A 25,617-nucleotide genomic window follows, 5' to 3' on the forward strand; every position below is an offset into this window, starting at 1 on the left:
AGGTGACCGGTACTAATCGGCCGAGGACTTACCAACAAAGGTTGCTACGCGTCCACTGTGCGGTATCTGAAACAACACACAGACACCCCGCGACACGATTCACCGTGTCACCCACATTCGATCCCGGTCATTGCGGGGTCGGTGGGTGTGGTGAACAGGGTTCGGGGTGTGGTGGACAGTTTCATAGAGTTACGGCGGCCATAGCGGTGGGGAAACGCCCGGTCCCATTCCGAACCCGGAAGCTAAGCCTGCCAGCGCCGATGGTACTGCACTCGACAGGGTGTGGGAGAGTAGGACACCGCCGGAACATCCTTTCCCGAAAGGCCCTCGACACCGTCGAGGGCCTTTCGCCGTTTGCGGGGCCATTCGACGCTCATCGTCGATCGCTTCCGCCATTCATCCGGACAATTACTTTCCGTGCCGGCCTGCGGTGAGCGCGGCCGTCAATTCCCGCGCCGCACTACGCGTCGCATCGACGAATTCCTCGCGTTCCACGCGCGTCGTCGCGGCGCGCAACGGTCCCAGCTGCACTTCGTAGGCCGCGGTGCCGCTCGCGTCGAAAACCGGCGCCGCCAGATAACTCAGCGGCAAGATCTCGTCCGAATCCAGCTCCGCCCGGGTGAACGGCCGGGACGTGAGCGCGGCGAGCTGGCGAAGTGCGCGCGTACGCAGATGCGGTCTCAGGAGTTCGGATCCGACCGCGCCGAGCAGATCGGCGAGCAGATCGACCATGCCCGCGTCGTCGGCCCGGGGCCGGAAGACCGCGACCCCCCGTTCCCGCACCAGTGCCAGCAGCGCAGCGGCCATACGCTGATCCGCGTCGGTGGCAGTACCCAGCCAGGTGTTCTGTTCCTGCGCGGAACGCCACGGCATCACGCTCGCACCGGCCGGGAACTGGAGCGGAATGCGATGCCCTACCGGGATTCCGGGCACAACGCGGTCGACGCCGTGCCGGACGTCGAGCACGGTGAGCCGATCCGGTTCGATGCGGCTGAAGGTGGCGCCGTACCCGGTCCGCGCGGCCAGGCCGACGAGCAGATCGCCCACCCCCTGGGGAAGCGCGGCGCCGTGCAGCCCGGCGAGCGCGGGCCCGATGCCGTAGCCACGAGCCGAATCGCGGACGACCCACCCCGCCTCGTCCAGTTCGGCGAGGATGGCGGTCGCGGTCGCGCGGGCGATGCCGAGCCGCTCGGCGATGCCGGCGACGCTGATCGGTTCTCCTGACGTCGCCAGCAGCGACACGATGTCGACGACGCGTCGCGTGGGCGGCGACGCGGATCGGTCCGGCATGGCGGCAACCCCTTGTCCCAGCTCGGGTGAGCGACTTACGATGACGAATATTACATCAGACACCGTCGAATATTCGACGGTCGACGGGTAGGGAGCGCGAATGATTCTGGATCGGTTCCGGATAGACGATCAGGTCGCAATAGTCACCGGCGCGGGGCGCGGCCTCGGCGCGGCCATCGCCGTCGCGTTCGCGGAGGCGGGCGCGGACGTCGTGATCGCCGCACGGACCAAGAGTCAGCTCGATGAGGTCGCCGAGCGCGTCGCGGCCGCCGGACGCCAGGCGCACGTGGTGCCTGCCGACCTGAGCGATGCCGAGGCGACGGCGGCGCTGGCCGCGGCGGCGGTCGACCGCTTCGGACGACTCGACATCGTGGTCAACAACGTCGGTGGAGCGCTGCCGTGCCCGTTGCTGGACACGACGCCGCAGGCGCTGCGGGAGGCGTTCGACTTCAATGTCACCAACGCGCACGCGCTCGTGCGGGCCGCGGTGCCGCGCATGCTGGAAACGGCCGGTGGCGGTTCGATCCTGAACATCACGTCCACGATGGGGCGGCTGCCGGGGCGTGCGTTCGCGGCATACGGCACCGCGAAGGCGGCGCTGGCCCACTACACCAAGCTCGCCGCTCTCGACCTGAATCCGCGTATCCGGGTGAACGCCATCGCGCCCGGCTCCATCCTGACCTCCGCCTTGGAGATCGTCGCCGGAAATGACGCCATGCGTGCCGAATTGGAGTCGAAGACACCGCTGCACCGCATCGGAGAACCCGAGGACATCGCCGCGGCCGCGCTATACCTGGTGTCGCCCGCGGGCAAATACCTCACCGGCAAGATTCTCGAGCCCGACGGCGGCTTGATCTTCCCGAACCTCGACCTCCCGATCCCGGATCTGTGACATGACATATCGCGTAGTGCACTGGGGCACCGGCAATGTGGGCAGGCATGCCTTGGCCGGCGTCATCGCCCATCCCGAATTGGAACTGACCGGCCTGTGGGTCTCGGGCCCGGCCAAAGACGGAAAGGACGCGGGGACCCTCGCAGGACTCGATCATCCGGTCGGCGTCACCGCGACGACCGACGCCGACGCATTGCTAGCGGCGCGTCCGGACTGCGTCGTCTATTGCTCGATGACCGATAACCGGCTCTTCGAGGCCGTGCAGGACCTCCAGCGCATCCTGGCCGCCGGCATCAATGTCGTCGCCTGCGCGCCGGTGTTCTTCCAGTACCCCTACGGCGTGCTGCCCGACGAGCTGCTGAAGCCGGTGCAGGAGGCGGCCGCGCAAGGGAATTCGTCGCTGTGGGTGAACGGCATCGACCCGGGTTTCGCCAACGATCTGCTGCCGCTCGCCCTCGCGGGGACTTGTCTGCGCATCGACGAAGTGCGCTGCCTGGAGATCGTGGACTATGCCAGCTACGACAACCGGGAGGTCATGTTCGACATCATGGGCTTCGGCAAGCCCCTCGACGAGATCCCCATGCTGTTGCAGCCCGGGGTGCTCTCGCTCGCCTGGGGTGGCACGGTCCGTCAGCTCGCGGCGGGGATCGGGGTCACCCTGGATGCGGTCACCGAGACCTACGAGCGGGTCCCGGCGCCGGAGTCGTTCGACATCGCGACCGGGCACATCGCCGAGGGAACCGCGGCGGCATTGCGTTTCGAAGTACGCGGCATGGTCGGCGACGTGCCGGTCACGGTGCTCGAGCACGTGACGCGGTTGCGCCAGGACCTGTGCCCGGAATGGCCGCAGCCCGCGCACCCCGAAGGGTCCTACCGGGTGGAGATCACCGGCGAGCCCAGCTACGCGATGGACTTGGTGACCTCGAGCCGCAACGGAGACCACAACCACGCGACCCTGCTGGCGACCGGCATGCGCATCGTCAACGCGGTCCCCGCGGTGGTCGCCGCTCCCCCTGGAATCCTCACCGCGCTCGATCTACCGCTGATCACCGCACCCGCGCAACGGACCGGTCGGTGAACCGACCGCGACCCGACGGCGTGGGTAACCGGCGACCGATTCGTGTGGATACACGTCCCGACGATCGTGCGGCCCACGCGTGGTAAGAGGAGCCGGCTTGCGGCGCTGACGTGCGTACTCGGCTTTCCGGTGGTCGTCACGTTCCGGCCCGATCCCGGCCGGCGCGCGGCCACGAGCCGTGGACAGGCTATCCGGCCCGCAGCGCCGATAGCGCCCGTTCGACGTCCTCGGTGCTGTTGTAGAGGTGGAAGGCGAAGCGCAGACCGCCGCCGCGCGCCGAGGCGATCACCTCGGCCTGCTCGAGGCGGGGTGCCAGGTCCGCCGCGCCCGGGACGGAGACGATCGGGGAACGCGCCGTGACCGGCTCGAAACCCAGTTCGCGCAGTCCGTCGCGGAATCGGTCGGCGAGTTCGACGTCGTGCGCGCCGATCTTGTCGACCGTCAATTCCTCGATCAGCGACAGTCCTTCCAGCGCGGCCACGACGCCGAGCCAATCGGGTGTCGTGTCGAAGCGGCGGGCCGTGGTGGGCAGCGCGGTGGGGTGGTACAGCTCCGCCCAGCGGTCCTCGGCGGCGTACCAGCTGGATCCGATCGGACGCAGCCGTGGGACGAACTCGCGCGGCGTGGCGAGGAACGCGACACTGCGCGCGCCGATGAGCCATTTGAAGCTGGCGCAGACCCAGTAGTCCGCGTCGGCGAAGCGCAGGGGCAGCCAGCCCGCGGCCTGGGTGGCGTCCACGAGCAGCTGTGCGCCGTTGGCCCGGGTGACCGCGCGCAGTTCGGCCAGATCGGTGACACGGCCGTCCGCGGATTGGACCACGCTCACCGCTACCAGCGCGGTCTGCGGGCGCACCTGCGCGGCCAGCTCCGGCAAGGGGACGAAGCGCACGACGAGGTCGTCCCGGTAGACGAAAGGCATGGAGACCGAGGCGAATTCGCCTTCCGGCAGCAAGACCTCCGCGCCGGACGGCAATGCGTTGGCCACGGGGGCGATCAGGCCCGCGACACCGCTGCCGAGCGCGATGTCGTCGGCCGTCGCGCCGTCGAGCAGGCGGGCGAATCCGGCCCGGAGGGCCGGGGCCAGCCGATCCACCTCGGTTGTCGGCGCACGGCGGCCGGACGCCCAGCTCGCGCTCGCGGCGCGCACCGCGGCCATGGCCCGGGCGGACGGCAGGCCGAAGGAGGCGGTGTTCAGGTAGGTGGTTTCGGGCGTGAATTCGTCAGGCGCTAGGGAGGGCATGGACGCAGCATCCGCCGGCCCGCGCCGGATCGTCCAGCGCCACCGGGCCGATAGTGGACCGATTTCGGGCCCGGCGCGAGCCGATCACGTCTCCGGTGTCCACATGTTGGACAGCAGTTTGAAGCTGGGGGTGTCCGCCAGCGACTGCATGGACTCGTAGATGCGGCGGTACTCGGTGGAGGCGATCCGCCACTTGCCGTCGACGTCACGGCGGTAGCTGTCGGTGTAATACCCGGCTCCGCGAATCAGCACCCCGTATTGGGTCGCGATCACGGTGTCCTCGAAGGCCCACGACCCCGTGGCCGTGTCGCCCTCGACGCGTATCTCGGGGTGGTTGGCGATGTGAACCGTGACGAGCGTGGGACCGAGATTCTCCCGCATGAACGCGGTGATGGCGTCGCGGCCGTCCAGGTGCAGCGGCTCGCCCATGGCGTGGGTGCCGTAGCGTCCCCGCGCGTCGACGGCGAGGGTGTCGGCGAAATCGTCCCACTCTTTGAGGTCGAGCGTCCGGAAGTAGCGGTACTTGAGCTGGCGGACGGCTTCGATGGCGTCGAGATCCATTTGTAGAGCCTGGCACGCGCGGAGGCGACAGACAAGAACGTGTTCTACTTCTGGCCCGGTCGGCTGTTCCGCGGCGTCGAGCGGACGGAGCGCGGCATCCGGGATGGCGAGCAGACGCGGCTGTCCGGCCGGGGCCGTCCGCGGGTGTCGAACCGGCTCGACCGGGTACCCGGAGGACGGATGCCGACGTGCGGCCACGACGGCGCCCAGGTACCGATCTCGTCACGACCAGGGGAATCTGCGATGACCGACCGTCCCGCCACCCACGAGCCGAATCAGGAAACAGTACTGGACCAGGACCTCGCCCTGAAAGCGGCGGCGCAGCGCTTGGAGAACGAATTCGACGGCGTGGCAAGCGAAGCCGCGATCGAGGACCATCTGCACTCGTCGTACGACCATGTCGCCGACAACGCCACCATCGCGAACTTCTTGCCACTGCTGGCCGAGCGGTACACCCGCGAGTGGCTGTTGAGCCTCGCGGATTCCGCGCACGGGCCCGCCTAGCGGCCTTTAAGCTCTACGCGAGCACGCGTGGAGGTTGGAATTGGCGGTCGAGGTGATGACCGAACCCGAGCCGGGAGAGTTATCCACCGGATCCGGACAGGCAGCACGGCCGGGTCGGCCCCCCGTGTCCATGATCGAGCGGATGACACTGATCCTGGAGGCGTTCGACGGCGCGACGCCGGCGCTCACCCTCGTCGAACTGTCCGAGCGCACCGGGCTGCCGCGCTCCACCGTGCACCGCATCCTCGACCAGCTGATCCGGCTGCGCTGGCTCGCGCACGCCCCCGGCGGCTACCGGCTCGGCCTGCGCACGCTGGAGTTGGGCGGGCTCGCCGCCGACCACAACGAGATCCGGGACGCGGTGAGCCCACTCCTGCACGACGTGTGCCAGCAGACCGGGATGGTCGGCCACCTGGGCGTGCTGGACGGGCGCGACGTGCTGTATCTGGACAAGGTGGGCGGCCGGGTCGCCGCGAGCGTGCCCACCCGGCTCGGCGGCCGGATGCCCGCGCACAGCACGGCGCTCGGCAAGGCGCTGCTGGCGACGTTGGACCCGAGCGTCGTGGAGGCGTCCTTCCGGGATCGCCTGCCGCAGTTCACCCCACGCACTCTCGCCGACCGGGCGGAATTGCATCGCGAACTCGGCCGCATCCGTAATCGCCAGGGTGTCGCCGTCGACAACGAGGAGTCCGTGGCAGGCCTCGCGTGCGTGGCCGTGCCGATCCGCGGACGCGGCGCGGCGGTCGCCGCGGTGTCGCTGTCGGGCCGGGCCGGTGCCGATCGTGTGGTGCCGGACACCGCGCGGCTGGCCCGCGCGCTGGCCGAGGTCGCTCAGGAGGCGGGACGAAACCTCTTCCCTCGGCACGCGCGTAGGCGTTGACGTGAAGAATTTCCGTTCGCGCTGCGCGCGAGCGGCCGGGCTGCTTTCCTGATGAGGTCAGGATGGACAGTCGGCAAGCCGGAGTCGGGGAAGCGATGCACCGGGTACCGATCCGAGAGCGGCCATTCCGTTCCGAATGGCTATGGTTTGCGGCAGGCGTGCTGGCCACCGTCGCGGTGGTCGTGTGGCTGGTGCGGCCGTCCGCGCCGACCTGTGGTGCGGCGAACCCGCCGCCCGAGGCGCCCGCGCCGTCCCGATTACCCGTCTCCGTGGTGACTTTCGCACCGATCGGGCCGGCCACGTCGGCCCAGGCGCGTTATTTCGTGTTCGGCGCCCAGGTGTCGTGTTCCTTCCGCGAGTTGGCGATGGATGGCTACTATGCGGGGCTGTCCACTCCCGACTACGGCCGCGCCGACCTCTGCGGTGCGTATCTGGACATCACGGGTGCTCGCGGGACGGTCCGGGCGCTGGTGGTCGACCACTGCCCGGCCTGCGCTCCGGGACAACTGGCTCTCAGCGCGGCAGCATTCGAGCGGATCGCCGATCCGCACGACGGAGTGGCGCGGGTCGATTACCGCCTGGTCCGCGACCCGCAGCCGGCGCAGGAGCTGACCTACGAGGTGAAGCCGGATTCGTCCGCGTCCTGGCTCGGCGTCCTGTTCGGCGGCACGGGCAATCCGTTGCGCGAAGCGGCTGTTCGTCCCGCGGAGGGCGGGCCGTGGCGACCGCTCACCCGGCGGGCCGACAACTATTGGACGCTCTCCGGCGCGGGGCGGGGCCCGTTCACCGCGCGCGTGACCGATGTCTTCGGCAACGAGGCCGAGATCACCCGGGTGCTGGTAGAGCCGGGCCGGTACGCGGCGGGTACCCGGCTCTACTCCGGCGCGCCGTCGTTCACGTCGACGCCGTCGCTCGCCACTGCGACGGAGCCCGCCACCGTCGCGTCGGGTTGCCGCCGATAGCGATCAGGCCCGTTTCGCGGCCAGCGCCCGCCCGGCCGCCCGGCCGGAGAAGATGCACCCGCCGAGGAAGGTGCCCTCCAGCGCGTTGTATCCGTGCACACCGCCGCCACCGAAACCGGCGACCTCACCCGCGGCGTACAAGCCCGGGAACGGCGTGCCGTCCGGCCGGATCACTTGGGAGTTGAGGTCGGTCTGCAAGCCGCCCAGGGTCTTACGGGTGAGGATGTTGAGCCGCACGGCGATGAGCGGGCCCGCGTCCGGGTCGAGGATCCGGTGCGGTTTGGCGACCCGGCCCGCCTTGTCGCCGAAATACCGGCGCGCGTTGTCGATCGCCATCAGCTGGCTGTCCTTGCTGTACTTGTTCGCGAGTTCCCGGTCGCGCGCGACGATCTGGCGTTCCAGATCGTCGTAGTCCAGCTCGGGCCCGCGCGCGATCTTGTTCATGCCCGCGACGAGTTCCCGCAGCGTATCCGCCACCACGAAATCGACACCGTGCTGTTTGAACGCCTCGACCGGCCCCGGCGCGCCCTTGGCGACGCGGCTTTTCAGGGTGAGTTTGAGGTCCTTGCCGGTGATGTCCGGGTTCTGCTCGGAGCCCGACAGCGCGAACTCCTTCTCGATGATCGACTGCGTGAGCACGAACCAGGAGTAGTCGTAGCCGGTCTTCAGGATCTCCTTCATCGTCGTGTTGGTGTCGAATCCGGGGAAACACGGCGCGGGCAGGCGTTTTCCGTTCGCGTCGAACCACATCGAGGACGGCCCGGGGATGATCCGGATGGCATGGTCGGGCCAGATCGGATCCCAGTTGACGATGCCCTCGGTGTAGTGCCACATGCGGTCCCGGTTGACGATGGCGCCGCCCGCGGCCTCGGTGATGGCGAGCATCCGGCCGTCGACGTGCGCGGGCACGCCGGAGATCATGGTCTGCGGGCACGGACCGAGCCGCTCCGTCGGCCAATTGCGCCGGATCAGGTCGTGGTTGTGGCCGATGCCGCCGGAAGCCACGATCACGGCTTCGGCGCGATACTCGAACTCGCCGACGACGGTCCGCGACGAGGCGCGTCCGCGGTCGAGGTCGGTCTCCTCGAGCACGACGCCGCGCACGCCGACCACCGCGTCGTCCTCCACGATCAGTTCGTCCACCCGGTGGCGGAACCCGAAACGGACCGATCCGCGCCGTTCGGCCTCGAGAACCGGCTCGGCGAAGACCCGGACCACCTCCGGGCCGGTGCCCCAGGTGAGGTGGAAGCGCGGCACCGAGTTGCCGTGTCCGTCGGCGCGGTCGCCGCCGCGCTCGGCCCATCCGACCAGCGGCGTCACCCGCAAGCCGAGCTCGCGCAGGTACTCGCGCTTCTCGGTGGCCGCGAACCGCACATACGCCTGCGCCCACTGCCGGGCCCATTTGTCCTCGTCGTCGCGGTCGAACCCGGCGGAGCCGAGCCAGTCCTGCAGGGCCAGATCGTAGGAGTCCTTGATGCCCAGGCGTCGCTGCTCCGGGCTGTCGACGAAGAAGAGGCCGCCCAGCGACCAGAACGCCTGGCCGCCCAAATTGTTGCGGTTCTCCTGGTCCAGTACGTGCACGGTGCGGCCGGCCTTGACCAGTTCGTGCGTGGCGACCAGGCCGGCCAGCCCGGCGCCGACGACGAGGACGTCCGCCTCGGGGCTGCTGTGGGACATGTTCATCCTTCGGTTGCGGTGCTGTAGGCCAGCACGACGTGGTGGAAGAGTTCGGTGCGGCGCTCGCGCACGGCGTGGCTGTCCGGCTCCATGAGGACCTGCACGCTGGTGCCGTCGTGGACGGCGATGAGTGCTTGGCCGAACGCCTCCGGGTCCGGCACGGTGCGGCCGCCGCGCGCGAGCGCCGCGACGATGGTGGGCATGAGCGCCGCGACGATGGCCTCCTCGCGGGCGGCCATCACCCGGCGCAGCGCGGGGGTGCGCAGCGCGTGTGCGGTGAATTCGGCGGTGATCCGGTACCAGCCCTCGTCGACCGGGACCGCCCGTTCCAGTCGCCGGACCGCGCTGCGCACGTCATCGGCGCCGTCGGCCGCGATCTCGTCGAGGATGGCGCTCGCCTGGGTGAGCATCGCCGTCGAACGCTGCTCCCACATGGCCAGGAACAGCTCGTCCAGTGAGCTGAAGTTCGAGTAGAACGCCCCGCGGGTGAATCCGGCGCGCTCGCACACCCGCTCCACGGTGGCGCGCCCGAAGCCTTCTTCGGCGAACGCCTCGTAGGCGGCGGTCAGCAACCGGTTCCTCGTCTCGGCGCGACGGCGGGTGACCCGGACGGGCGCGGCCTGCGCGGCATCGTATGCCATGGGGCGCCTCCTCGATGTGGCCTCGACCATTTCGGATACAGAAATGTACTCGATACAGAAACGTATCAGAACGCGGTGCGCGGTGTGGCCGAATTCGCCGAGTAGGGTGATCCCGGCACACCCGACGCGATCGGGATGCCCGATGCGTGTCGATCCGATCGGTGCGAGGTGATCCGACGATGAGCGAGATCCGCGGCGGTGGTAGTTCGATGCGGTGCTGGCGGGTGCGCAGGCCGGGCCCGATCGATGGCGGTCCGCTGGACCCGGAGCGCGCGCCGGTCCCGGAGCCCGCTCCGGGCGAGTTGACCGTGCGCGTCCTCGCGTGCGGGGTGTGCCGGACCGACTTGCACGTGGCCGAAGGCGACCTTCCGGTGCGTCGCACCGGGGTGGTGCCGGGGCACGAGGTCGTCGGCGAGGTCGTCGCGATCGGCCAGGGTGCGGAGGTGGCAGGTTTCGGCGTAGGGGACCGGGTGGGCGTCGCCTGGCTCCGGCACACCTGCGGGCAGTGCAAGTTCTGCCTGCGCGGAGCGGAGAACCTCTGCCCGTACTCCGCCTACACCGGCTGGGACGCCGACGGCGGCTATGCCGAATTCGCCTGCGTCCCAGCGGCATACGCGCTGCGCCTGCCCGCCGGTTACACCGATGCCGACACCGCTCCGCTGCTGTGCGCGGGCATCATCGGGTACCGGGCGCTGCTGCGGGCTTCCGTGCCGTCGGGCGGGCGGCTGGGAATCTACGGCTTCGGCGGCAGCGCCCACATCGCCGCCCAGGTAGCCGCCGCCCGCGGAGCGGAAGTCCACGTGATGACCCGGGACCCGGCGGCGCGCGAACTCGCGACCGCGCTCGGAGCCGCCTCGGTGCAGGGCGCGGCGGATCCCCCTCCGGTACTGCTGGATTCGGCGATTCTGTTCGCGCCGGTCGGTGACCTCGTGCCGCCCGCCCTGGCGGCACTCGATCGCGGCGGAATCCTGGCGCTCGCCGGTATCCATCTGAGCGACATTCCCGCGTTGAACTACCAGCGGCACCTGTTCCAGGAGCGGGAGATTCGCTCGGTGACCGCCAATACCCGCGCGGACGCCCGCGAATTCCTGGCTTTCGCAGGGGAACACCGGATACATCTGACCACGCACGGGTATTCCCTGGACATGGCCGATCGAGCGCTGGCGGATCTGGCGCACGGACGATTTGCCGGTGCGGCGGTTCTGCTGCCTTAGAACACGATTCGGCGCTGAGTCCGTATCGGTCGGGTGGAGTTGCTTGACGGTCCTCGGAGCCGTTCTTACCTTCGCGGATATAGCCGAGAATTGTCACTGACAAGTGTCGCTCGGCTGTCTCACAACGGCGTGAGTAGGTGAGTACGATGGCCAACCGGAAGGTAATTCACTTCGAAAAGTGGCGTGTAGTAAGGGCATTCGCCGTGCTACTGCTCGTCGCGGGATTCGGGGCGGCGACGGGGTTGAACGCATGGGCGACGTCCTGTGCGGCAGTCGACGTCGTCGTCGCCAGAGGCACCCATGAACCCGGGTATCTGGGTTCGGTGGTGGGCGATCCGCTGTACGACGCGCTGTGGCAGGCGCTTCCGGTCGATTCGCAGGCCTATCGGGTGGACTATCCGGCCGATCTGCTCGATCCGTCCTCGATCAGCCGCGGCACCCAGGACATGACCGCGCATGTGCTGTGGCAAGCGGCGAGGTGCCCGGACCAGCGGTTCATCCTGGTCGGCTTCTCGCAGGGAGCCATCGTGACGCACGGGGTGCTCGGCACCGGCATCGTGACCTCGCTCGGTGGCATGCACACCTTGCCCCCGGATCTGTCCTCCCGGGTGGCCGCGGTGCTGTTGTTCGGTGACCCGATCCGGCTGATCGGCTGGAGCGTGCCGGACCAATACGCCTGGCGAACCGGAAACTACTGTGCGAGCGGCGATCCCGTCTGCGAGGCGGGCATCCGGCCGGCCGCGCACACGGACTACCGGTGGGCCATGTGGCCCGCGGTGGAATTCACGGTGAACCGGGTGTGAGGTCGCGAGACCGGGGACCCCAGGGGTGGGCCGACAGCTCGGCCCACCCCTGGTCGTGCGTAGCTACCACTGCAAGCCGGGGACGACCCGGGCGAGGCGCGCCGCGGGCGTGGGCAGCGCCATGAGCGGCATGATCACCGGGGCCAGGGCGGACAACGGGCCGCCGCCCGCTGCCGGAGCCGGGGCGGGCGACGAATCGGCCGGACGACGGTCCGAGTCACCCCGCGCCGCCTGCGACTCCCCGAACAACCGGAAGCCCTGGTGCATGATCTGACGCTTCACCGACGGCATCAGCAACTCCACCGCCTGGGCGAAGGTGCCGACCGGCGTGTCGATGCGATGCGGCCGGTCCTCGAGCGCGCGCACCACGATCGCGGCGGCCTGCTCCGGATCCGGCACCGGAAGCGAGCGGTACAGGTCGGTCGGGGCGATCATCGGGGTCCGCACCAGCGGCATCCGCACCGAGGTGAAGGTGATTCCGGCATCCCGGTTCTCCACCGCCGCGATCTCGCTGAAGTTGTCCAGCGCCGACTTGCTGGCCACATACGCCGCGAACCTGGGCACCTTCGTCTGCACCGCGATCGAGGAGATGTTGACCACGTGCCCGAAGCGGCGCGCCCGCATCGACGGCAGCAATCCGAGGATGAGGCGCACGGCGCCGAAGTAGTTCACCGCCATGGTGCGCTCGAAATCGTGCATGCGATCGGTGGAGTTGAGCACCGAGCGGCGGATCGAACGGCCGGCGTTGTTCACCAGGTAGTCGACGCGGCCGTGGTCGTCGAGGACGCACTGCACGAGCTTCTCGACCGCTTCGGAATCGGTGATGTCGCACGGATAGGTGTGCGCGACACCGCCTTCCGCGCGCACTGCTTCGGCGGCGGCCGCCAGGTCGTCGTGACCGCGGGCCACCATCAGAACCGTGGCGCCGCGCCGGGCGACGGCGTGCGCGGTGGCCAGCCCGATCCCGGAGGACGCTCCGGTGATCAGCACGACCCGGCCGGCGAGCGGATCGCCGGTGACGGACACGCGTCCGCGCTGCGGGTCGAGGTGGTCGCGCCAGTACTGCCACAGCCGCTCGGCGTAGCTGTCGAACGACGGCACGGTCAGGCCGGTGCCGCGCAGCTGGGCGCGGGTGGAGTCGCTGATGAACTCCGCGGAGAACGAGGTGTGCGGGGCGACCTCGGCCGGGATGCCCACCTGTTCGAGCAGGAAATCGCGCACGGACGTGACACCGGGCAGCTGCGCGAGGCCGCTGAGCGCGAGCCCGCTGCCGGGCACGGTGCCCACGCCGGTCGGTGCGCCCGCCGCGGCGGCGAGCGCGCGGTACACCTCGCCGAACGGCTGCGGCTGCGGGTTGACCAGGTGGAAGGTGCGTCCGTTCAGGCCGGGCCGACGGATCAGTTCCACCATGGCGGCCGAAACATAGTCGACCGGAACGATATTCGTCGCGCCGAGATCGGGCAGCGGCAAGGGCAGATCGGACGGCAGCGCGGCGAGCTTCGCGATCGCACCGAAGAAGTAGTAAGGCCCGTCGACCTTGTCCATCTCGCCGGTGCGGGAATCGCCCACGATGATCGCGGGCCGATACACCCGCCAGCGCACGCCGCGCGACTCGCGGACGAGCTTCTCGGCGGCGAACTTGGTGCGGTGATACGGCGAGGTCAGCCGCTGCCCGAGGTCGAAGTCCTCCTCGAAGAACTTGCCTTTGTGGTCGCCCGCCACCGCCACAGAGGAGACGTGGTGCAGCACCGCGCCGACCTCGCGGGCCAAGGCCAGCACCGAGCGGGTGCCGCTGACGTTCGCCGCGTGCGCGGTGTCCTCGTCGGCCGTCATGTCGTAGACGGCGCCCAGATGGACGATGTGGTCGGCCTGCGGCGCCTCGCACGCCAGCCCGAGGCCCTCCGCGGTGAGATCGCCGATCAGCGCGAACACCCGTTCGGCGCCGCGCCAGCCCGCCGCGATGTCGGTGAATTTCGCCAGCGACGTCTCCCGCACCAGCACGTGGACGATCGCGTCGGCGTCGCGATCCAGCAGATCCTGCACGACCCGCCTGCCCAAGAATCCGGTTCCGCCCGTCACGATGTAAGTGGCCATCGCATACTCCTGCTGTTCACTCGAACCTGTTGTCGCACAAGTCATCCGGCATGCGGCAATGGATGCGGACAGCGTGATTCGGCCCCCAGCGACAGACGTCGGGCCGAAAGTAGGAACACCTTCGTCCTGACTTATTACTGAACAGTAACCGACCTCGTACGGGCCCGGCAAGCGATCATGACCCGTTCGGCCTGTGGGGCTGGTCACCGTCTGTGCAGGTCAAACGGTATGTGTTACAAAGATTTCCAGTTACCCGCGTTCTGGTCGAGTGTCCAGCAACCTGGCAGCGTCCGGTCCGGCTACTTCTTCTCGACCCGGGCGGGCGGCGCTTGCAGCGGGGGCTTGTCGCGCAAGAACGTCTCGAAGGCGTCCAGGTCGGTCGGCCCCACCGCGGTATCGGCGCCCTCGGTGAAGACGGTGAATCCGTCGCCTCCCGAAGCCAGGAAGTTGTTGGTCGTCACTCGATACGTGGCGACCGGATCGAGCGGCTGACCTGCGATGCGAACGCTGTCGGCGATCACCTTCGCGCCTGTCGGGGCGGTGTCGGAGTAGGCGTAGCCGATGCCCGCCGGTGACAGGATCGTCGGTTTGCCCGCGGTGGCGGTCCACTGCTGTTCCAGCAGGCGCAGGATCTGGCTGCCGGTCAGGGTGAGCGTGACGACCTGGTTGCCGAACGGTTGAACGGTGAACAGGTCGCCATAGGTGATCGGCCCCTGTTTCAGATCGGCGCGTACGCCGCCGGGGTTCATGAAGGCGGCGACGGCGGCGGCCGGGCCCGCGGTGACCGACAGCATGGAATCGGCGATCACGTCTCCCAGCGGTGAGGTGCCCGCCGGACCCGGGTCATGCGGCAGGGCGTTCGCGGTCGCACCGACGACACGGCCCGCGCGCGGCCGCGATTGCTCGGTGTAGAAGTCGATCAGCGCGGTCGTCGGGCCGTCCGGCGTCACCTCGCGGGTCACGACGCGATTGACCGCGGACGCCTGCACGCCGTCACCGCCGAAACGCAGCGTGACGTCGGTGACGAGCCGTCCGTACGAGGACGCCTGGGTGACCACCTTGCCCGCGATGGTGCACACGTAGGGCTGATGGCTGTGCGCGGTGAACACCGCCCGGACGGCGGGGTCGATCCGCTCGGCCAGCCCCGTCACGTTCGGCGTGATGTTCGCGCATCCGTTGTAGTCCACCGGCGCGTGCCGCTCGGGCCGCTGGGAGCCGCCGTCGTGCACCAGCGCCACGATCGCCTCCGCGCCGGCCGCTTTCAGTTCCGGCACATAGCGGTTGATCGCGGCGGCTTCGTCGCCGAAGAGATAACCCCGGATGCCTTCGGGCAAGACGATATTCGCGGTGTCGGGCGTGACCGTGCCGACCACGCCGATCCGGTGCCCGCCCACCTCCAGCACTGCCCACGGGCGCAGCGCGGGCGGCGGGTTGCCCTGCGCGTCGGTGACGTTGGCCGCCAGATAGGGGAACCTCGCGCCGGTGAACGGGGCGCCGGGCGAGCATCCGTCGTACGCGCACCCGCCCTGCTGCAGCCGGGCCAATTCCAGTACGCCGTCGTCGAACTCGTGATTGCCGACCGCGGATGCGGCGACTCCGACATGGTTCAGGAAGGTGATCGTCGGCTCGTCATGGAAGAGGCTGGAGATCAACGGGCTGGCCCCGATGTCGTCCCCCGCCGCGAGCACGGCGCTGGACGGATAGGCGGCTTTCAGCCGCGCCAGATGAGTGGCCAGGTACGCGGCTCCACCCGCGTCGTATTTCGCGATCTTGCCGTTGGACCCGCCCGGCGGTTGCAGGTTTCCGTGCAGATCGTTGAAGCCGAACAGGTGTACCTCGTCCGGTTGCGCCGGACGCAGGTCGTCGGTCGAGACCAAGGGCACGATCCGGTCCGCGGTCGAGGAGTCGGGATCGGACGTCGTGCCGCAACCCCCCACCAGACCGACACCGACGAGACCGGCAAGAACCACGGCGATGCGACGGCGCGCTCTCATACCACGACTGTCCCATGTCCGCGGCGTTCGCGCATGACGGTCGAAATATCGCGTGCCGCAGGCGAAGCGTGGTGATCGATCCGGCTATTGCGCGGCGCGGAATTCCTCGGCCAGTTCCTCGAAGACCGCGGTGTTCATCGCGAAGGCGCGCTTGCCTTCGTCGAGCACACGGCGGCGCTCCAGATCGTCGAGCGGCAGCCGATCGAGCAGGCCGCGGTATTCCCGCTTGAAGGCGGCGGGGTTGCCGACGCCGTCGAAGACGTAGAAGCGGACGCCGTCGCCGCGATGCGGCAGATTCCATAGCTTCTCGGCGGTGCCGCGGATGACCTGTCCGCCGGAGAGGTCACCGAGGTAGCGGGTGTAGTGGTGGGCGATGTACCCGGCCGGCCAGTCGCGCGCGCACTCGTCGATGCGTTCGGCGTAGGCCGCGGTGGCGGGCAGCGGTTCCAGGCCGGCGCGCCAGTCCGGACCGAGCAGATGCGCGAGATCGCGCTCGAGTTCGGCGGTGCGGGCGAGCTCGGGCCGGATGAACGGCCCGGCGACCGGGTCGCCGGACAGCGTTCCCCAGCGCTGTTCGAGCGCCCGGTAGATGAACCACAGCTGACCGGTGTAGCGGTGATAGGAGTCGACGCCGAGGGATCCGCCGAGCATCTCGCTCATGAAGCGGGAGTTCTCCGCCTCCGCATGCTGTTGCGCGGTGGCGCTGCGGATCTGCGTCGAGAACGGCACTGCTTCCGACATGTCAGAACCACCTCACCTCACACCGGGGCCGCCACCGGAGCGCGGCGCCCTGACCAGTTCGATAAGAGGTTACCGGGCGGCCGTGCGGCGCGCATGCGCCTCGCGGCTCAGTGGGCGGGCGACGATCGGCGGCGACGCCGGACGATCGGGCGGCGCAGGGAACCGAACCGGCGCAGGATCCGCGGCCTGCGCACGGTGCGGTCGCACCACTCGCCGAGGGTCACTCCGGCCGCCAGCGCGCAGCCGATGCCGAAGGCCGACAGCAACTGGTTGCCTCCGATCAGCAGTTCGTCGTTGAGCAGGGCGTAGAGCCCGCGGTAGACCTTCAGCCCCGGCAGCAGCGGGGTGATGCCCGCGACGGCGACGACCAGTGGGGGAGTCAGCGCGCGGCGGGCCATGAGGCCACCGGCCAGGCCGACCAGCGTCGCCGCGGCGCCGGAGGAGATCACCGGGCCGAAACCCGCCTCCTGGACGAGGAGGAAGCAGATGATGCCCGCGGCGCCGCTGCCCGCGGCGGCGGCCAGAGCCCGGCGTTCGGCGTAGCAGGCGAGTGCGAACGCCAGCGCCGCCACCGCACCGGCCAGGATCTTCACCGGCAGGTCGGTGATGTCGCGGGCGGAGGTCAGATAGACCGGCGGCACCGTGGCGTCGAGGAGGTCGGCGATGCGCAGGGTGAGCGCGATGCCCGCGATGATGCCGCCGGTCATCATCATCACCTCGAGCATGCGGGCCGTGGCGGTGATGGGGGCGCCGGTGATCGCGTCCTGCACCGAGCCGACCAGTTGCAAGCCGCTGAGCAACACGGTGATTCCCGCCGCGATGATCAGCGTGGGGTCGGCATCGATCCGCAGGCGCGCGGCCAGGCTCGCCAGCACGATGGCCGGGATCGCCGCGATGGCGCCGCCGACCATGTGCTGGAAGAAGAACGGCAGCCCGTACCGGTTGAGAACGCGATTGGTGCGGTCGATCGCCGCGGTGGTCGCGAAACTGACCGCGGCCACGAGAACGCCCGCGCCCAGCAGCGCGGCGATCGCCGCCGCCATCAGCGACCACGCGGCGGTGGCGGTCCACCGGTGATACGGGTGCGGCGCCGAGGTGATCGCGTCCAGTGCGGCGCGGGCCTGGTCCGGCGGAACCACCTCGTTGCGGATCCGGCGGGTCAGCCGGTCCACGGCGGCGAGCCGGGTGAAGTCCAGGGCGCGGTAGTGCACGATCCGCATGGTGCTGGCCGGGGGCAGCGCGGGCCCGCGGTCGGCCCAGATGCGAATGGCGTCGTAGGTGACGTCGATGCTGCAGCGGGACAGCCCGTAGGTGGCGGCGATGAAGCGCACCGTCGTGGTGGTGTCCACCACGCCGGTGCCGGAGGCGAGCACCACCTCGCCGACGCGCACCGCGAGCTCGAGGACTTCGGCGACCCTGGCGTCGTCGGTGAGGTCGATCGGCTGCAACGGCGTCGGCGCGGTGACGATGGTGTCCGCGGTCGCCTGCCGGTCCGCCACGAGCAGGCCGACGGCCTGGGTGACGACGGGAATGGGCCGGGCGCGCCGCAGGCGAAGCCCGCGACGCCAGCCGAGGTGGTCCACCCGCGCGGTGGTGACATCTCGTACGGAAGGTGCGTCAGGACTCATGGACGCGAACCTAGTCATCCGATGACTGCTCGGCATCCGCGCGGGTCGCGACGAGCGTGCCGGCTACGCCCGCACCCTTGGTGGCACGGACGAATCGTGGTAGAACTTGTTCTAATTTCGGCGATGGGAGCGCGTGCGGTGCGGTACGGAATCGTGTTGTTCACCAGCGATCGGGGCATCACCCCCGCGGATGCGGCGCTGGCCGCCGAACGTGCCGGTTTCGACACGTTCCACGTGCCCGAGCACACCCACATCCCGGTGGTCAGGGCCGCGGCGCACCCGCGCACCGGTGATGCGAGCCTGCCCGACGACCGGTATCTGCGGACGCTCGACCCGTGGGTCGCGCTCGGCACCGCGGCGTCCGTGACCGAGCGCATCGGGTTGTCCACCGCGGTGGCGCTGCCCGCCGAACACCATCCGATCACCTTGGCCAAGACCATCGCCTCGCTCGACCACTTGTCCGGCGGCCGGGTGAGCCTCGGTGTCGGATTCGGCTGGAACACCGACGAACTCGCCCACCACGGCGTGCCCGCGGGCAAGCGCAGGACGGTGCTGCGCGAGCATCTGGAGGCCATGCGGGTGCTGTGGACCGAAGAGGAAGCCCGTTTCGACGGCGAGTTCGTCACCTTCGGCGCCAGCTGGTCGTGGCCGAAGCCGGTGCAGAAACGCATCCCGGTGCTGCTCGGCGCGGCGGGCACCGAGAAGAACTTCACCTGGCTGGCGAAGCACGCCGACGGATGGATCACCACGCCGACCGAGGACGGCCTCGACGAGAAAATCGAGCTGCTGCGCCGGATCTGGCGCGAGCACGGGCGTGCGGACAGCCCCGAGGTCGTCGCGCTCGCCGGTCGCCACGACGCGGCACAGCTGGCGCGCTGGGCAGCAGCCGGTGTCACCGAAGCGGTCTTCGGACTGCCCGATCGTCCCACCGAGGACGTGCGGGCCTACCTCGCGCGCCTTGCCGGGAAGCTCGGAATCGAGCACAGCGGCTGACCCGTCCGGCGCGCCATCGGGTGCGGCGACGAATCGGATGATCAGCGGGCGCGCGGAAGGTCTGCAACCACCGGACCGAACTGCCCTGTGAACGAAAAGTGGCCCGCGCGAAGTGAATTCGCGCGGGCCACGGAGGGCGCGGGGTCAGCGCAGGTCGCGTCTGCGGAAGGCGGTGACACCGACGGCGAGCAGCAGTGCGGCGATCGCGAGCAACCACACCAGGGGCTGTGCCTGGAATTCGGCGCCGGGCACCTTCGGCGGGTGCACGAACGGCACCAGATCGACCAACCCTTGCGGCAGCCCGTCCAGCGAACCGACGAAGAAGATCACCACCATGGCGCTGAGCACGCCCCAGGCGACGGGGGCGAACCGCGGTGCGACGCCGTAGAGGGCGACCGCGATGCCGGTGACGACCCAGACCGCGGGCACCTGGACGGCGGCGGCGGCGAGCGACTGGCCGAGTCGCGAGCCGAAGTCGCCGCCGGTGGCGCCGTACACGATGCCGATCGCCCCACCGGAGACCAGCAGTGCCGCGGCGGGGCCGAGCAGCGCGAAACCGATGTGGCTGAGCGCGTAGCGGACGCGGCCGACGGCGCCGGACAGCGTGGCTTCGACCCGGGCGCTGGTCTCCTCGTCGTGCAGCCGCAGTGCGGCGGAGATCGAGTAGGCCGACGCGGCAGCGGCCAGCATCGTGATCGCGTAGGTGATGAACGACTGCTGCAACTGCTGCGAGCCGCCCATCCGGGTGACCATGTCCCGGATGGACGCGCTGCCGTCGAGCATGTCGCCGACGCTGTTCACCGCGCCGCCGATCAGCAGGCCGTACAGGGCGAAGCCGACCGTCCAGGCCAGCAGGGTGCCGCGCTGTAACCGCCAGGCCAACCCGACCGGGCCGGACAGCGAGCCCGCCGCGGTGGGCGGCCCGGGACGCTCGGCGATGAGTCCCGAACCGATGTCGCGGTTACCGAGCAACGCGTACGCCAGCGCGGTCGCTCCCACCGCGAGCGCGGCGAAGGGCAGCAACACCCACCAGCGTTCCTCGGCGTACGGGCGGATCTGGAGCGACCATCCGATCGGCGAGAACCAGGACAGCACGCCGTTTCCGGCGTCGCCGACCGCGCGCAGGGCGAAGGCCGCGCCGAGGGTGCCGAACGCCACGCCGCGCGCCACCCGCGCGCCTGCGCTGACTTGCGCGGCGACCGCCGCGACGGCCGCCCAGACGAGGCCCGACGCGGCGAGGGCGGAGCCGAAGGCAATCGATCCCGCGAGGGGGAGGTCGGTGCCATAGAGCGACAAGGCGCACACGGCCCCGGCGACCGACGCCCCCGCATAGGTCATGATCAGGGTGGCGGTGAGACCGGCGAAACGCCCGATGCTGGTGGCGCCCACCAGTTCCGCGCGTCCGGTCTCCTCCTCGACCCGGGTGTGCCGGATCACCGTGAGCACCGTGGCGATGGCGATCATGGTGTACATGGCGCCGGCTTTCCAGGTGCCGATCGAACCGAGCGCCGAACTGAACACCGGACCGTACATGGCGATCAGCGCCGGGCTGTCGGCCGTCGTGCGCGCGAAGCTGTCCAAGGACGCTTGGTTGTCGTACAGATCCTTGATGCTGACGACCTGTAACGCGGGCATCAGGCCGATGAACAGCGTCCACAGCGGCAGCACGATCCGGTCGCGCCGCAGATACAGCCGCAGCAATCGCCCGGTGCCCGCGAAGTCGCCGGATACGGCGAAGACCGGCGCCGCCGCGGTGCGGCCGGCGATGGCGGTGGTCATGCTCGCACCTTCTCCCCGGTGTCCGCGGAGGACGCGGCGTCGTGACCGTCGACGTGATAGTGCCGCAGGAACAGCTCCTCGAGCGTCGGCGGGGTGCTGGTCAGGCTGCGCACGCCGGCGTCGCCGAGTACCCGGATCAGCTCGCCCAAGTGTTCGTTGTCGACCTGGCAGCGCAGCGTGTGATCGTCGAGCTCGATGTCCTCCACGCCCGGTATGCGGCTCAGATCGCCTGCGTCACCGGTCAATTCGGCCGTGATCGAGGTGCGCGACAGGTGGCGCAGGTCCGCCAGCGACCCGCTCTCCACCGTCCGCCCGGCGCGGATGATGGTCACCCGATCGCAGAGCGCCTCGACCTCCGACAGGATGTGACTGGACAGCAGGACGGTCGCGCCGCGCTCTTGCGCCTCGTGCACGCACTCCCGGAAGACCTGCTCCATCAGCGGGTCCAGGCCCGACGTCGGCTCGTCGAGCAGCAGCAGCCGCGCGTCCGACGCCAGCGCCGCGACCAGCGCGACCTTCTGGCGGTTGCCCTTGGAGTAGGTGCGCGCCTTCTTGCGCGGGTCGAGGTCGAAGCGCTCGATCAGCTCGTCGCGCCGTCGCTCGTCGAGGCCGCCCCGCATCCGGGACAGCAGATCGATGGTCTCGCCGCCCGACAGCGACGGCCACAACGTGACATCGCCTGGGACATAAGCTAATTCGCGGTGCAGGGCGACGGCGTCGGCCCACGGGTCGCGGCCGAACAGCCGGGCCTGCCCGCCGGTGGCGCGCAGGATCCCCAGAAGGACCCGGATGGTGGTGGACTTGCCCGCTCCGTTGGGGCCGAGGAAGCCGTGGATCTCGCCCTCGGCGACGGTGAGGTCGAGGCCGTCCAGCGCGCTGACGTGACCGAAAGTCTTACGCAGGTCGCGGACTTCGATGATGTCGGACATCACTTCTCCTTGGTGAATGTGTCCAAGATCGTGGGATCGGTGAGCAGCCCTTGGGTGTAGAACTCCAGGGCCGGTGGGGTCAATTCTTCGGTGAGCTCGCGAATCGCTTTGCGATAGTCGATCTTCTTGTCGCGGTGCTGGCGCATCTGCATGTACAGCATGGTCGCGCCGACGTTCAGCATCATCAGATAGCGGGCGCGAGCCGCCGGATCACGGCTCGGCTTGATCCTGCCCGCCTCCACCGCCTTCTCGAGATAGCCCTCGGCATCGGCGGCCAGGTGATCGAACAATGATTCCGCCATCGGTCCGCCCGCCTGCAGGCTGCGCACCATGTAGGCGACCAGCGGGGCGTACGACTCGACCTCGGCGAGGGCGTCGAGCATGCCCGCCTTCACCGACGATGCGGTGATCGCCTTGACCTTCTCGTCGCGGATCAACTGCAGGACCCGGTCGTCGCAGGCGGCGCGCAGGCCGTCCTTGGAACCGAAGTGATGGTTGACCAACCCGGGGGAGACGCCGGCGGCGGCGGCGATCTTGCGGACTCCCACTTGGAATCCGTGTTCGCCGAACACCTCGATCGCGGTATCGCGGATGCGGGCCGCGGTGGTCAGATCGTCGGCGGATCCTTGCGGAACGGGCTGTTGGTTAAACACATGTTCAGTATATTAAACAGTCGTTCAACGGTCGAGCAAGAGCTGTGGCGGACTTGTCGTGCGTCACGGTTTGCCGCCGGTGCACCGGGCTATCGTCGAGACATGACTAGCGGCACGGCGACGACGGCGGACCATCTACGCGCGGCACTCGACGGACCTTGGGCGGCCGTCCGGGAGGAAGCCCGGACGCTGCTGGCAGGGGACGAGTTCACCGCCGATCCCTATCAGGACTACAAGGCCGCTCGGGCGCGGGTGCTCGAGCAGATGAAGGCGATCTCCACGATGGGTTTCGCCGAGCGCGGCTTCCGCCGGGAGAACGGCGGGACCAGTGAACCGGGCGCCGCGGTGGTCGGCTTGGAGATGCTGGCGTACGCCGACCTGTCGCTGTGGGTGAAATCCGGGGTGCAGTGGGGACTGTTCGGTGGCGCCGTGGAGAACCTCGGCACCGAACGGCACCGGGAGTACATCGAGCGCTTGATCTCACTGGATCTGCTCGGCTGCTTCGCCATGACCGAGTCCGGCCACGGCAGCGACGTCGCGAACCTGGAGACCACGGCGACCTACGACCCGGACACCCAGGAATTCGTGGTGCACTCGCCGACCCCGTCGGCGCGCAAGGACTACATCGGTGGCGCGGCCGAGCACGCCCGGATGGCCGCGGTGTTCGCGCAGCTGATCACGCGCGGCGAGAACAAGGGCGTGCACTGCCTGCTGGTGCCGATCCGCGACGAGAACGGCGCCGACCTGCCCGGCGTCACCACCTACGACGACGGCCTCAAGGGCGGCCTGCCCGGGGTGGACAACGGGCGCATCATCTTCGATCACGTGCGGGTGCCACGGGAGAACCTGCTCAACCGCTACGCCGACGTGGCACCGGACGGCACCTACAGCTCCGAGATCGAGAACCCCAGCCGCCGGTTCTTCACCACGCTGGGCACCCTGGTGCGCGGGCGGGTCAGCGTCGGCGGCGCCGCGGCCGCGGGCGCGCGCGTCGCCCTGAGCATCGCGGTGCGCTACGCGCTGCAGCGCCGCCAGTTCTCCAATCCGGACACCGGTGTGGAGACCGTGCTGCTGGACTACCGCAGCCATCAGCGCCGCCTGCTGCCGTTGGTGGCGAAGTCCTACGCGCTCGCGTTCGCGCAGAACGATCTGGTGCGCCGGATGCACCTGGTGCAGACCGGCCAGAACCTGGAGGCGGGCGCGCAGCGCGCGCTGGAGAAGCGCGCGGCGGGTCTGAAGGTTGCGCAGACCGCGCACGCCACCCGCGCGATCCAGGAATGCCGCGAGGCGTGCGGCGGCGCGGGTTATCTCACCGAGAACCGGCTGGTCACATTGAAGGCGGACACCGACGTGTTCACCACCTTCGAGGGCGACAACGTCGTGCTCACCCAGTTGGTCGCCAAGGAGCTGCTCACCTCCTACGCCGACGAGGTGCGCGACCTGGACGCTCTGGGCTGGGTGCGTTTCGCCGCGACCATGGCCGGAGACGTCGTACGCAAGCGGTCCGGCGTGCGCCAGCTGATCCAGACCCTGCGCGACCGCGGCGACGACTCCATCGACGAGGGCGACCTGTCGCGCCGGGCGGTGCAGCTGCAGTTGTTCGCCGACCGCGAGGACTACCTGGTCCGCACCGCGGCGCACCGGCTGCGCGCCAGGGCCGAGGAGACCGGTCCGTTCGAGGCGTTCAACAACGCCCAGGACCACATCCTGGCCGCGGGCTCCGCGCACATCGATCGGCTGGTGCTCGAGGCGTTCATCGAGGGCATCGCCGACATCGAGGATCCGGACGCGCGCGAGCTCGCCGACTGGATGTGCGACCTGTTCGTCTACACCACCATCGAGGAGAACCAGGCGTGGTACATCATGCACCGGTTCATGTCGGTGGATCGGGCGAAGGCCGTGCGCCGCGGCGTGAACGAGCTGGTCGACCGGTTGCGCCCGCACGCGCTGACGCTGGTCGAGGCCATGGGCGTGCCGGTGCCGATGCTGCGCGCGGCCATGCTCGACGACGCGAGCGTCTTCCAGCGGGAGCAGCCCATCCCGGCCGCGTCGTAGCGGCCGGGCCGTCGCGCGCGTTCGTCGCCGATCAGCCGGGTCCGTACGTCCCGAGCGCGGTGACCACGAACCACAGCACCCATACGAAGGCGATGACCATGCCGATGGCCAGGACGGTGCGCATCACGGCACGGCCGAAGTCGAGATCGCCGGACTCCCGCGGATACAGCTTCCACGGGCTGTACCACGGTGCCCGGACAGCGAAGCGGGACGCCTGCGCCTCTCGCTCGGCCTGCGCGAGTTCCTCCGCGTAGGCCTCCGCCTGCGCCTGGTTGGGGCCGCCGTGCCAGAGGGTGATGTCGATCGGGCCGAGGAAGCCCTCGTTGAGCAGTTCCTGCGGTGCGGGCAGGTAGGGCAGGATGCCCAGCCCGCGGAACGCGACGGCGACGTCGTTGGCCGTCCAGAGAAACTTCTCTTCGGTGGCGAGCGCGTCGAAATAGTGCCGGAGCCGGCCCGGGTCGTCGCCGATGACGACGTCGAAACTCGGATCGGCCCACCGCTGTTCGAGCTGCAGCTGGGCGCCCGGCAGCGGGACGAGCAGCGCGACGCCGTGCACGACGCGCTGCCCGAGACCACGGGCGGCCAGCCACTCCTGCAACGCGAAGGTGTGTTCGCGCGACTTGTCCAGCGGTGTGCGACGATCGCGGCTCTCGGTGGCGACCGGCTCGCCGTTGATGGTCCACTCGCCGTTCAAGGGGACCTCGAGGACGCCGTCCTGGCGGGCGACCAGCGCGTCGGCTTCGATCACCACGCAGCTGGTCGGCGTCCAGATCACCGCGTCGAACTGGTGCAGCCGATCCTTGTGGAACAGGCTGCAGGTGATCGTCGCGACGCCGTGCGGACTCGCGGAGTCCTTCCAGGTGCGCAGCCAATCGATCAGCGTGCGCTCGGCATTCGTTCCCGCGGCGTTCTGGACTCGCACGAGCATTGGCGGCCACCCTTCACGTCGACACTCGACAGTGGACAGGATACGAGGTGCCGCAACGGATTCGCCGCGCCCGTGCCGAGC

Annotated in this window: 22 protein-coding genes and 1 rRNA gene; 10 read left to right on the forward strand and 13 right to left on the reverse strand. The window is 69.5% G+C overall.

The features are described from left to right. Positions 1–190: 190 nt before the first annotated feature. A 5S ribosomal RNA gene (gene rrf, locus GVY64_RS29835) occupies positions 191–307 on the forward strand. Positions 308–408: 101 nt separating this feature from the next. Here rrf and GVY64_RS29840 read toward each other — a convergent pair. Then, positions 409–1,290, reverse strand: coding sequence for a helix-turn-helix domain-containing protein (locus GVY64_RS29840; RefSeq protein ID WP_159848711.1), 882 nt, complete (start codon positions 1,288–1,290; stop codon positions 409–411). A gap of 100 nt (positions 1,291–1,390) precedes the next feature. On the opposite strand from GVY64_RS29840, the gene GVY64_RS29845 reads away from it, so the two are divergent. Both GVY64_RS29845 and GVY64_RS29850 read left to right on the forward strand, forming a co-directional pair. After that, the gene (locus tag GVY64_RS29845; protein ID WP_159848714.1) at positions 1,391–2,182 is read left to right on the forward strand and encodes an SDR family oxidoreductase; all 792 of its coding nucleotides are present in this window, start codon (positions 1,391–1,393) and stop codon (positions 2,180–2,182) included. A gap of 1 nt (position 2,183) precedes the next feature. Then, positions 2,184–3,260, forward strand: a complete 1,077-nt coding sequence (locus GVY64_RS29850; protein ID WP_159848717.1) for an NAD(P)H-dependent amine dehydrogenase family protein — start codon at positions 2,184–2,186, stop codon at positions 3,258–3,260. A 187-nt stretch (positions 3,261–3,447) separates the two neighbouring features. Here GVY64_RS29850 and GVY64_RS29855 read toward each other — a convergent pair whose 3' ends face one another. Next, positions 3,448–4,500, reverse strand: coding sequence for an aminotransferase class V-fold PLP-dependent enzyme (locus GVY64_RS29855; protein ID WP_159848720.1), 1,053 nt, complete (start codon positions 4,498–4,500; stop codon positions 3,448–3,450). 84 nt (positions 4,501–4,584) lie between these two features. Next, positions 4,585–5,061 (reverse strand): nuclear transport factor 2 family protein, encoded by a 477-nt coding sequence (locus tag GVY64_RS29860; RefSeq protein ID WP_159848723.1) that lies wholly within the window; start codon positions 5,059–5,061, stop codon positions 4,585–4,587. 243 nt (positions 5,062–5,304) lie between these two features. Here GVY64_RS29860 and GVY64_RS29865 point away from each other — a divergent pair, with 243 nt between their 5' ends. The 3 genes from GVY64_RS29865 (at position 5,305) to GVY64_RS29875 (ending at position 7,407) form a co-directional block, all read left to right on the forward strand. Next, positions 5,305–5,565: a three-helix bundle dimerization domain-containing protein gene (locus tag GVY64_RS29865; protein ID WP_159848726.1), complete on the forward strand. Its 261-nt coding sequence runs from the start codon at positions 5,305–5,307 to the stop codon at positions 5,563–5,565. A gap of 142 nt (positions 5,566–5,707) precedes the next feature. Then, positions 5,708–6,445, forward strand: a complete 738-nt coding sequence (locus GVY64_RS29870; protein ID WP_328821023.1) for an IclR family transcriptional regulator — start codon at positions 5,708–5,710, stop codon at positions 6,443–6,445. 158 nt (positions 6,446–6,603) lie between these two features. Then, a complete protein-coding gene (locus GVY64_RS29875) occupies positions 6,604–7,407 on the forward strand; it encodes an expansin EXLX1 family cellulose-binding protein (RefSeq protein WP_159848732.1) in 804 nt (267 codons plus the stop codon). A gap of 3 nt (positions 7,408–7,410) precedes the next feature. Here the strand turns inward: GVY64_RS29875 and GVY64_RS29880 are convergent, their stop codons facing one another. After that, positions 7,411–9,090, reverse strand: coding sequence for an FAD-binding dehydrogenase (locus GVY64_RS29880; RefSeq protein ID WP_201298220.1), 1,680 nt, complete (start codon positions 9,088–9,090; stop codon positions 7,411–7,413). Beyond that, positions 9,087–9,725: a TetR/AcrR family transcriptional regulator gene (locus GVY64_RS29885; RefSeq protein WP_159848738.1), complete on the reverse strand. Its 639-nt coding sequence runs from the start codon at positions 9,723–9,725 to the stop codon at positions 9,087–9,089. Before GVY64_RS29885 ends, GVY64_RS29880 begins: the two co-directional genes overlap by 4 nt. Positions 9,726–9,934: 209 nt before the next feature. On the opposite strand from GVY64_RS29885, the gene GVY64_RS29890 reads away from it, so the two are divergent. Next, on the forward strand, positions 9,935–10,939 hold the full coding sequence (locus GVY64_RS29890; RefSeq protein ID WP_159848928.1) for a zinc-binding alcohol dehydrogenase family protein: 1,005 nt from the start codon (positions 9,935–9,937) through the stop codon (positions 10,937–10,939). A gap of 146 nt (positions 10,940–11,085) precedes the next feature. After that, positions 11,086–11,742, forward strand: a complete 657-nt coding sequence (locus GVY64_RS29895; protein ID WP_159848741.1) for a cutinase family protein — start codon at positions 11,086–11,088, stop codon at positions 11,740–11,742. Positions 11,743–11,805: 63 nt separating this feature from the next. On the opposite strand, the gene GVY64_RS29900 is transcribed toward GVY64_RS29895, so the two are convergent. The 4 genes from GVY64_RS29900 to GVY64_RS29915 form a co-directional block, all read right to left on the reverse strand. Continuing rightward, entirely contained in the window at positions 11,806–13,836 is a 2,031-nt protein-coding gene (locus tag GVY64_RS29900; RefSeq protein ID WP_159848744.1) for an SDR family oxidoreductase, read from the reverse strand. Positions 13,837–14,135: 299 nt separating this feature from the next. Then, on the reverse strand, positions 14,136–15,830 hold the full coding sequence (locus GVY64_RS29905) for a bifunctional metallophosphatase/5'-nucleotidase (protein WP_159848747.1): 1,695 nt from the start codon (positions 15,828–15,830) through the stop codon (positions 14,136–14,138). Between the two features lie 84 nt (positions 15,831–15,914). Beyond that, positions 15,915–16,571, reverse strand: a complete 657-nt coding sequence (locus GVY64_RS29910; protein WP_159848750.1) for a biliverdin-producing heme oxygenase — start codon at positions 16,569–16,571, stop codon at positions 15,915–15,917. A 107-nt stretch (positions 16,572–16,678) separates the two neighbouring features. Next, positions 16,679–18,199, reverse strand: a complete 1,521-nt coding sequence (locus GVY64_RS29915; protein WP_159848753.1) for a threonine/serine exporter family protein — start codon at positions 18,197–18,199, stop codon at positions 16,679–16,681. A gap of 138 nt (positions 18,200–18,337) precedes the next feature. Here GVY64_RS29915 and GVY64_RS29920 point away from each other — a divergent pair, with 138 nt between their 5' ends. Further along, positions 18,338–19,192 (forward strand): LLM class F420-dependent oxidoreductase, encoded by an 855-nt coding sequence (locus GVY64_RS29920; RefSeq protein WP_159848931.1) that lies wholly within the window; start codon positions 18,338–18,340, stop codon positions 19,190–19,192. A gap of 144 nt (positions 19,193–19,336) precedes the next feature. Here the strand turns inward: GVY64_RS29920 and GVY64_RS29925 are convergent, their stop codons facing one another. Genes GVY64_RS29925 through GVY64_RS29935 form a run of 3 tightly spaced genes read right to left on the reverse strand, consistent with a single transcriptional unit; the run spans position 19,337 to position 22,553 of the window. Further along, positions 19,337–20,971: an ABC transporter permease gene (locus GVY64_RS29925; protein ID WP_159848756.1), complete on the reverse strand. Its 1,635-nt coding sequence runs from the start codon at positions 20,969–20,971 to the stop codon at positions 19,337–19,339. Continuing rightward, positions 20,968–21,900 carry an ABC transporter ATP-binding protein gene (locus GVY64_RS29930; protein WP_159848759.1) on the reverse strand — a complete coding sequence of 311 codons (933 nt, stop codon included), beginning with the start codon at positions 21,898–21,900 and terminating at the stop codon, positions 20,968–20,970. The genes GVY64_RS29925 and GVY64_RS29930 overlap by 4 nt, the downstream gene beginning before the upstream one ends. Then, positions 21,900–22,553: a TetR/AcrR family transcriptional regulator gene (locus GVY64_RS29935; RefSeq protein ID WP_159848762.1), complete on the reverse strand. Its 654-nt coding sequence runs from the start codon at positions 22,551–22,553 to the stop codon at positions 21,900–21,902. Before GVY64_RS29935 ends, GVY64_RS29930 begins: the two co-directional genes overlap by 1 nt. A 102-nt stretch (positions 22,554–22,655) precedes the next feature. On the opposite strand from GVY64_RS29935, the gene GVY64_RS29940 reads away from it, so the two are divergent. Next, positions 22,656–24,608 carry an acyl-CoA dehydrogenase family protein gene (locus GVY64_RS29940; RefSeq protein ID WP_159848765.1) on the forward strand — a complete coding sequence of 651 codons (1,953 nt, stop codon included), beginning with the start codon at positions 22,656–22,658 and terminating at the stop codon, positions 24,606–24,608. A 31-nt stretch (positions 24,609–24,639) separates the two neighbouring features. On the opposite strand, the gene GVY64_RS29945 is transcribed toward GVY64_RS29940, so the two are convergent. Continuing rightward, the gene (locus tag GVY64_RS29945) at positions 24,640–25,536 is read right to left on the reverse strand and encodes a nuclease-related domain-containing protein (RefSeq protein ID WP_159848768.1); all 897 of its coding nucleotides are present in this window, start codon (positions 25,534–25,536) and stop codon (positions 24,640–24,642) included. Positions 25,537–25,617 lie beyond the last annotated feature (81 nt).

Origin of the sequence: Nocardia sp. CY41, assembly GCF_009829325.1 — a bacterium.
Classification (GTDB): Bacteria; Actinomycetota; Actinomycetes; order Mycobacteriales; family Mycobacteriaceae; genus Nocardia.

Bases quoted from the DNA above. Each gene is read 5' to 3' on its own strand.
- GVY64_RS29930 (WP_159848759.1), bottom strand. From the start codon at position 21,900: ATGTCCGACATCATCGAAGTCCGCGACCTGCGTAAGACTTTCGGTCAC.
- GVY64_RS29925 (WP_159848756.1), bottom strand. From the start codon at position 20,971: ATGACCACCGCCATCGCCGGCCGCACCGCGGCGGCGCCGGTCTTCGCC.
- GVY64_RS29880 (WP_201298220.1), bottom strand. From the start codon at position 9,090: ATGAACATGTCCCACAGCAGCCCCGAGGCGGACGTCCTCGTCGTCGGC.
- GVY64_RS29895 (WP_159848741.1), top strand. From the start codon at position 11,086: ATGGCCAACCGGAAGGTAATTCACTTCGAAAAGTGGCGTGTAGTAAGG.
- GVY64_RS29945 (WP_159848768.1), bottom strand. From the start codon at position 25,536: ATGCTCGTGCGAGTCCAGAACGCCGCGGGAACGAATGCCGAGCGCACG.
- GVY64_RS29890 (WP_159848928.1), top strand. From the start codon at position 9,935: ATGCGGTGCTGGCGGGTGCGCAGGCCGGGCCCGATCGATGGCGGTCCG.
- GVY64_RS29860 (WP_159848723.1), bottom strand. From the start codon at position 5,061: ATGGATCTCGACGCCATCGAAGCCGTCCGCCAGCTCAAGTACCGCTAC.
- GVY64_RS29870 (WP_328821023.1), top strand. From the start codon at position 5,708: ATGACACTGATCCTGGAGGCGTTCGACGGCGCGACGCCGGCGCTCACC.
- GVY64_RS29910 (WP_159848750.1), bottom strand. From the start codon at position 16,571: ATGTCGGAAGCAGTGCCGTTCTCGACGCAGATCCGCAGCGCCACCGCG.
- GVY64_RS29845 (WP_159848714.1), top strand. From the start codon at position 1,391: ATGATTCTGGATCGGTTCCGGATAGACGATCAGGTCGCAATAGTCACC.
- GVY64_RS29855 (WP_159848720.1), bottom strand. From the start codon at position 4,500: ATGCCCTCCCTAGCGCCTGACGAATTCACGCCCGAAACCACCTACCTG.
- GVY64_RS29900 (WP_159848744.1), bottom strand. From the start codon at position 13,836: ATGGCCACTTACATCGTGACGGGCGGAACCGGATTCTTGGGCAGGCGG.
- GVY64_RS29915 (WP_159848753.1), bottom strand. From the start codon at position 18,199: ATGAGTCCTGACGCACCTTCCGTACGAGATGTCACCACCGCGCGGGTG.
- GVY64_RS29850 (WP_159848717.1), top strand. From the start codon at position 2,184: ATGACATATCGCGTAGTGCACTGGGGCACCGGCAATGTGGGCAGGCAT.
- GVY64_RS29885 (WP_159848738.1), bottom strand. From the start codon at position 9,725: ATGGCATACGATGCCGCGCAGGCCGCGCCCGTCCGGGTCACCCGCCGT.
- GVY64_RS29840 (WP_159848711.1), bottom strand. From the start codon at position 1,290: ATGCCGGACCGATCCGCGTCGCCGCCCACGCGACGCGTCGTCGACATC.
- GVY64_RS29905 (WP_159848747.1), bottom strand. From the start codon at position 15,830: ATGAGAGCGCGCCGTCGCATCGCCGTGGTTCTTGCCGGTCTCGTCGGT.
- GVY64_RS29865 (WP_159848726.1), top strand. From the start codon at position 5,305: ATGACCGACCGTCCCGCCACCCACGAGCCGAATCAGGAAACAGTACTG.
- GVY64_RS29940 (WP_159848765.1), top strand. From the start codon at position 22,656: ATGACTAGCGGCACGGCGACGACGGCGGACCATCTACGCGCGGCACTC.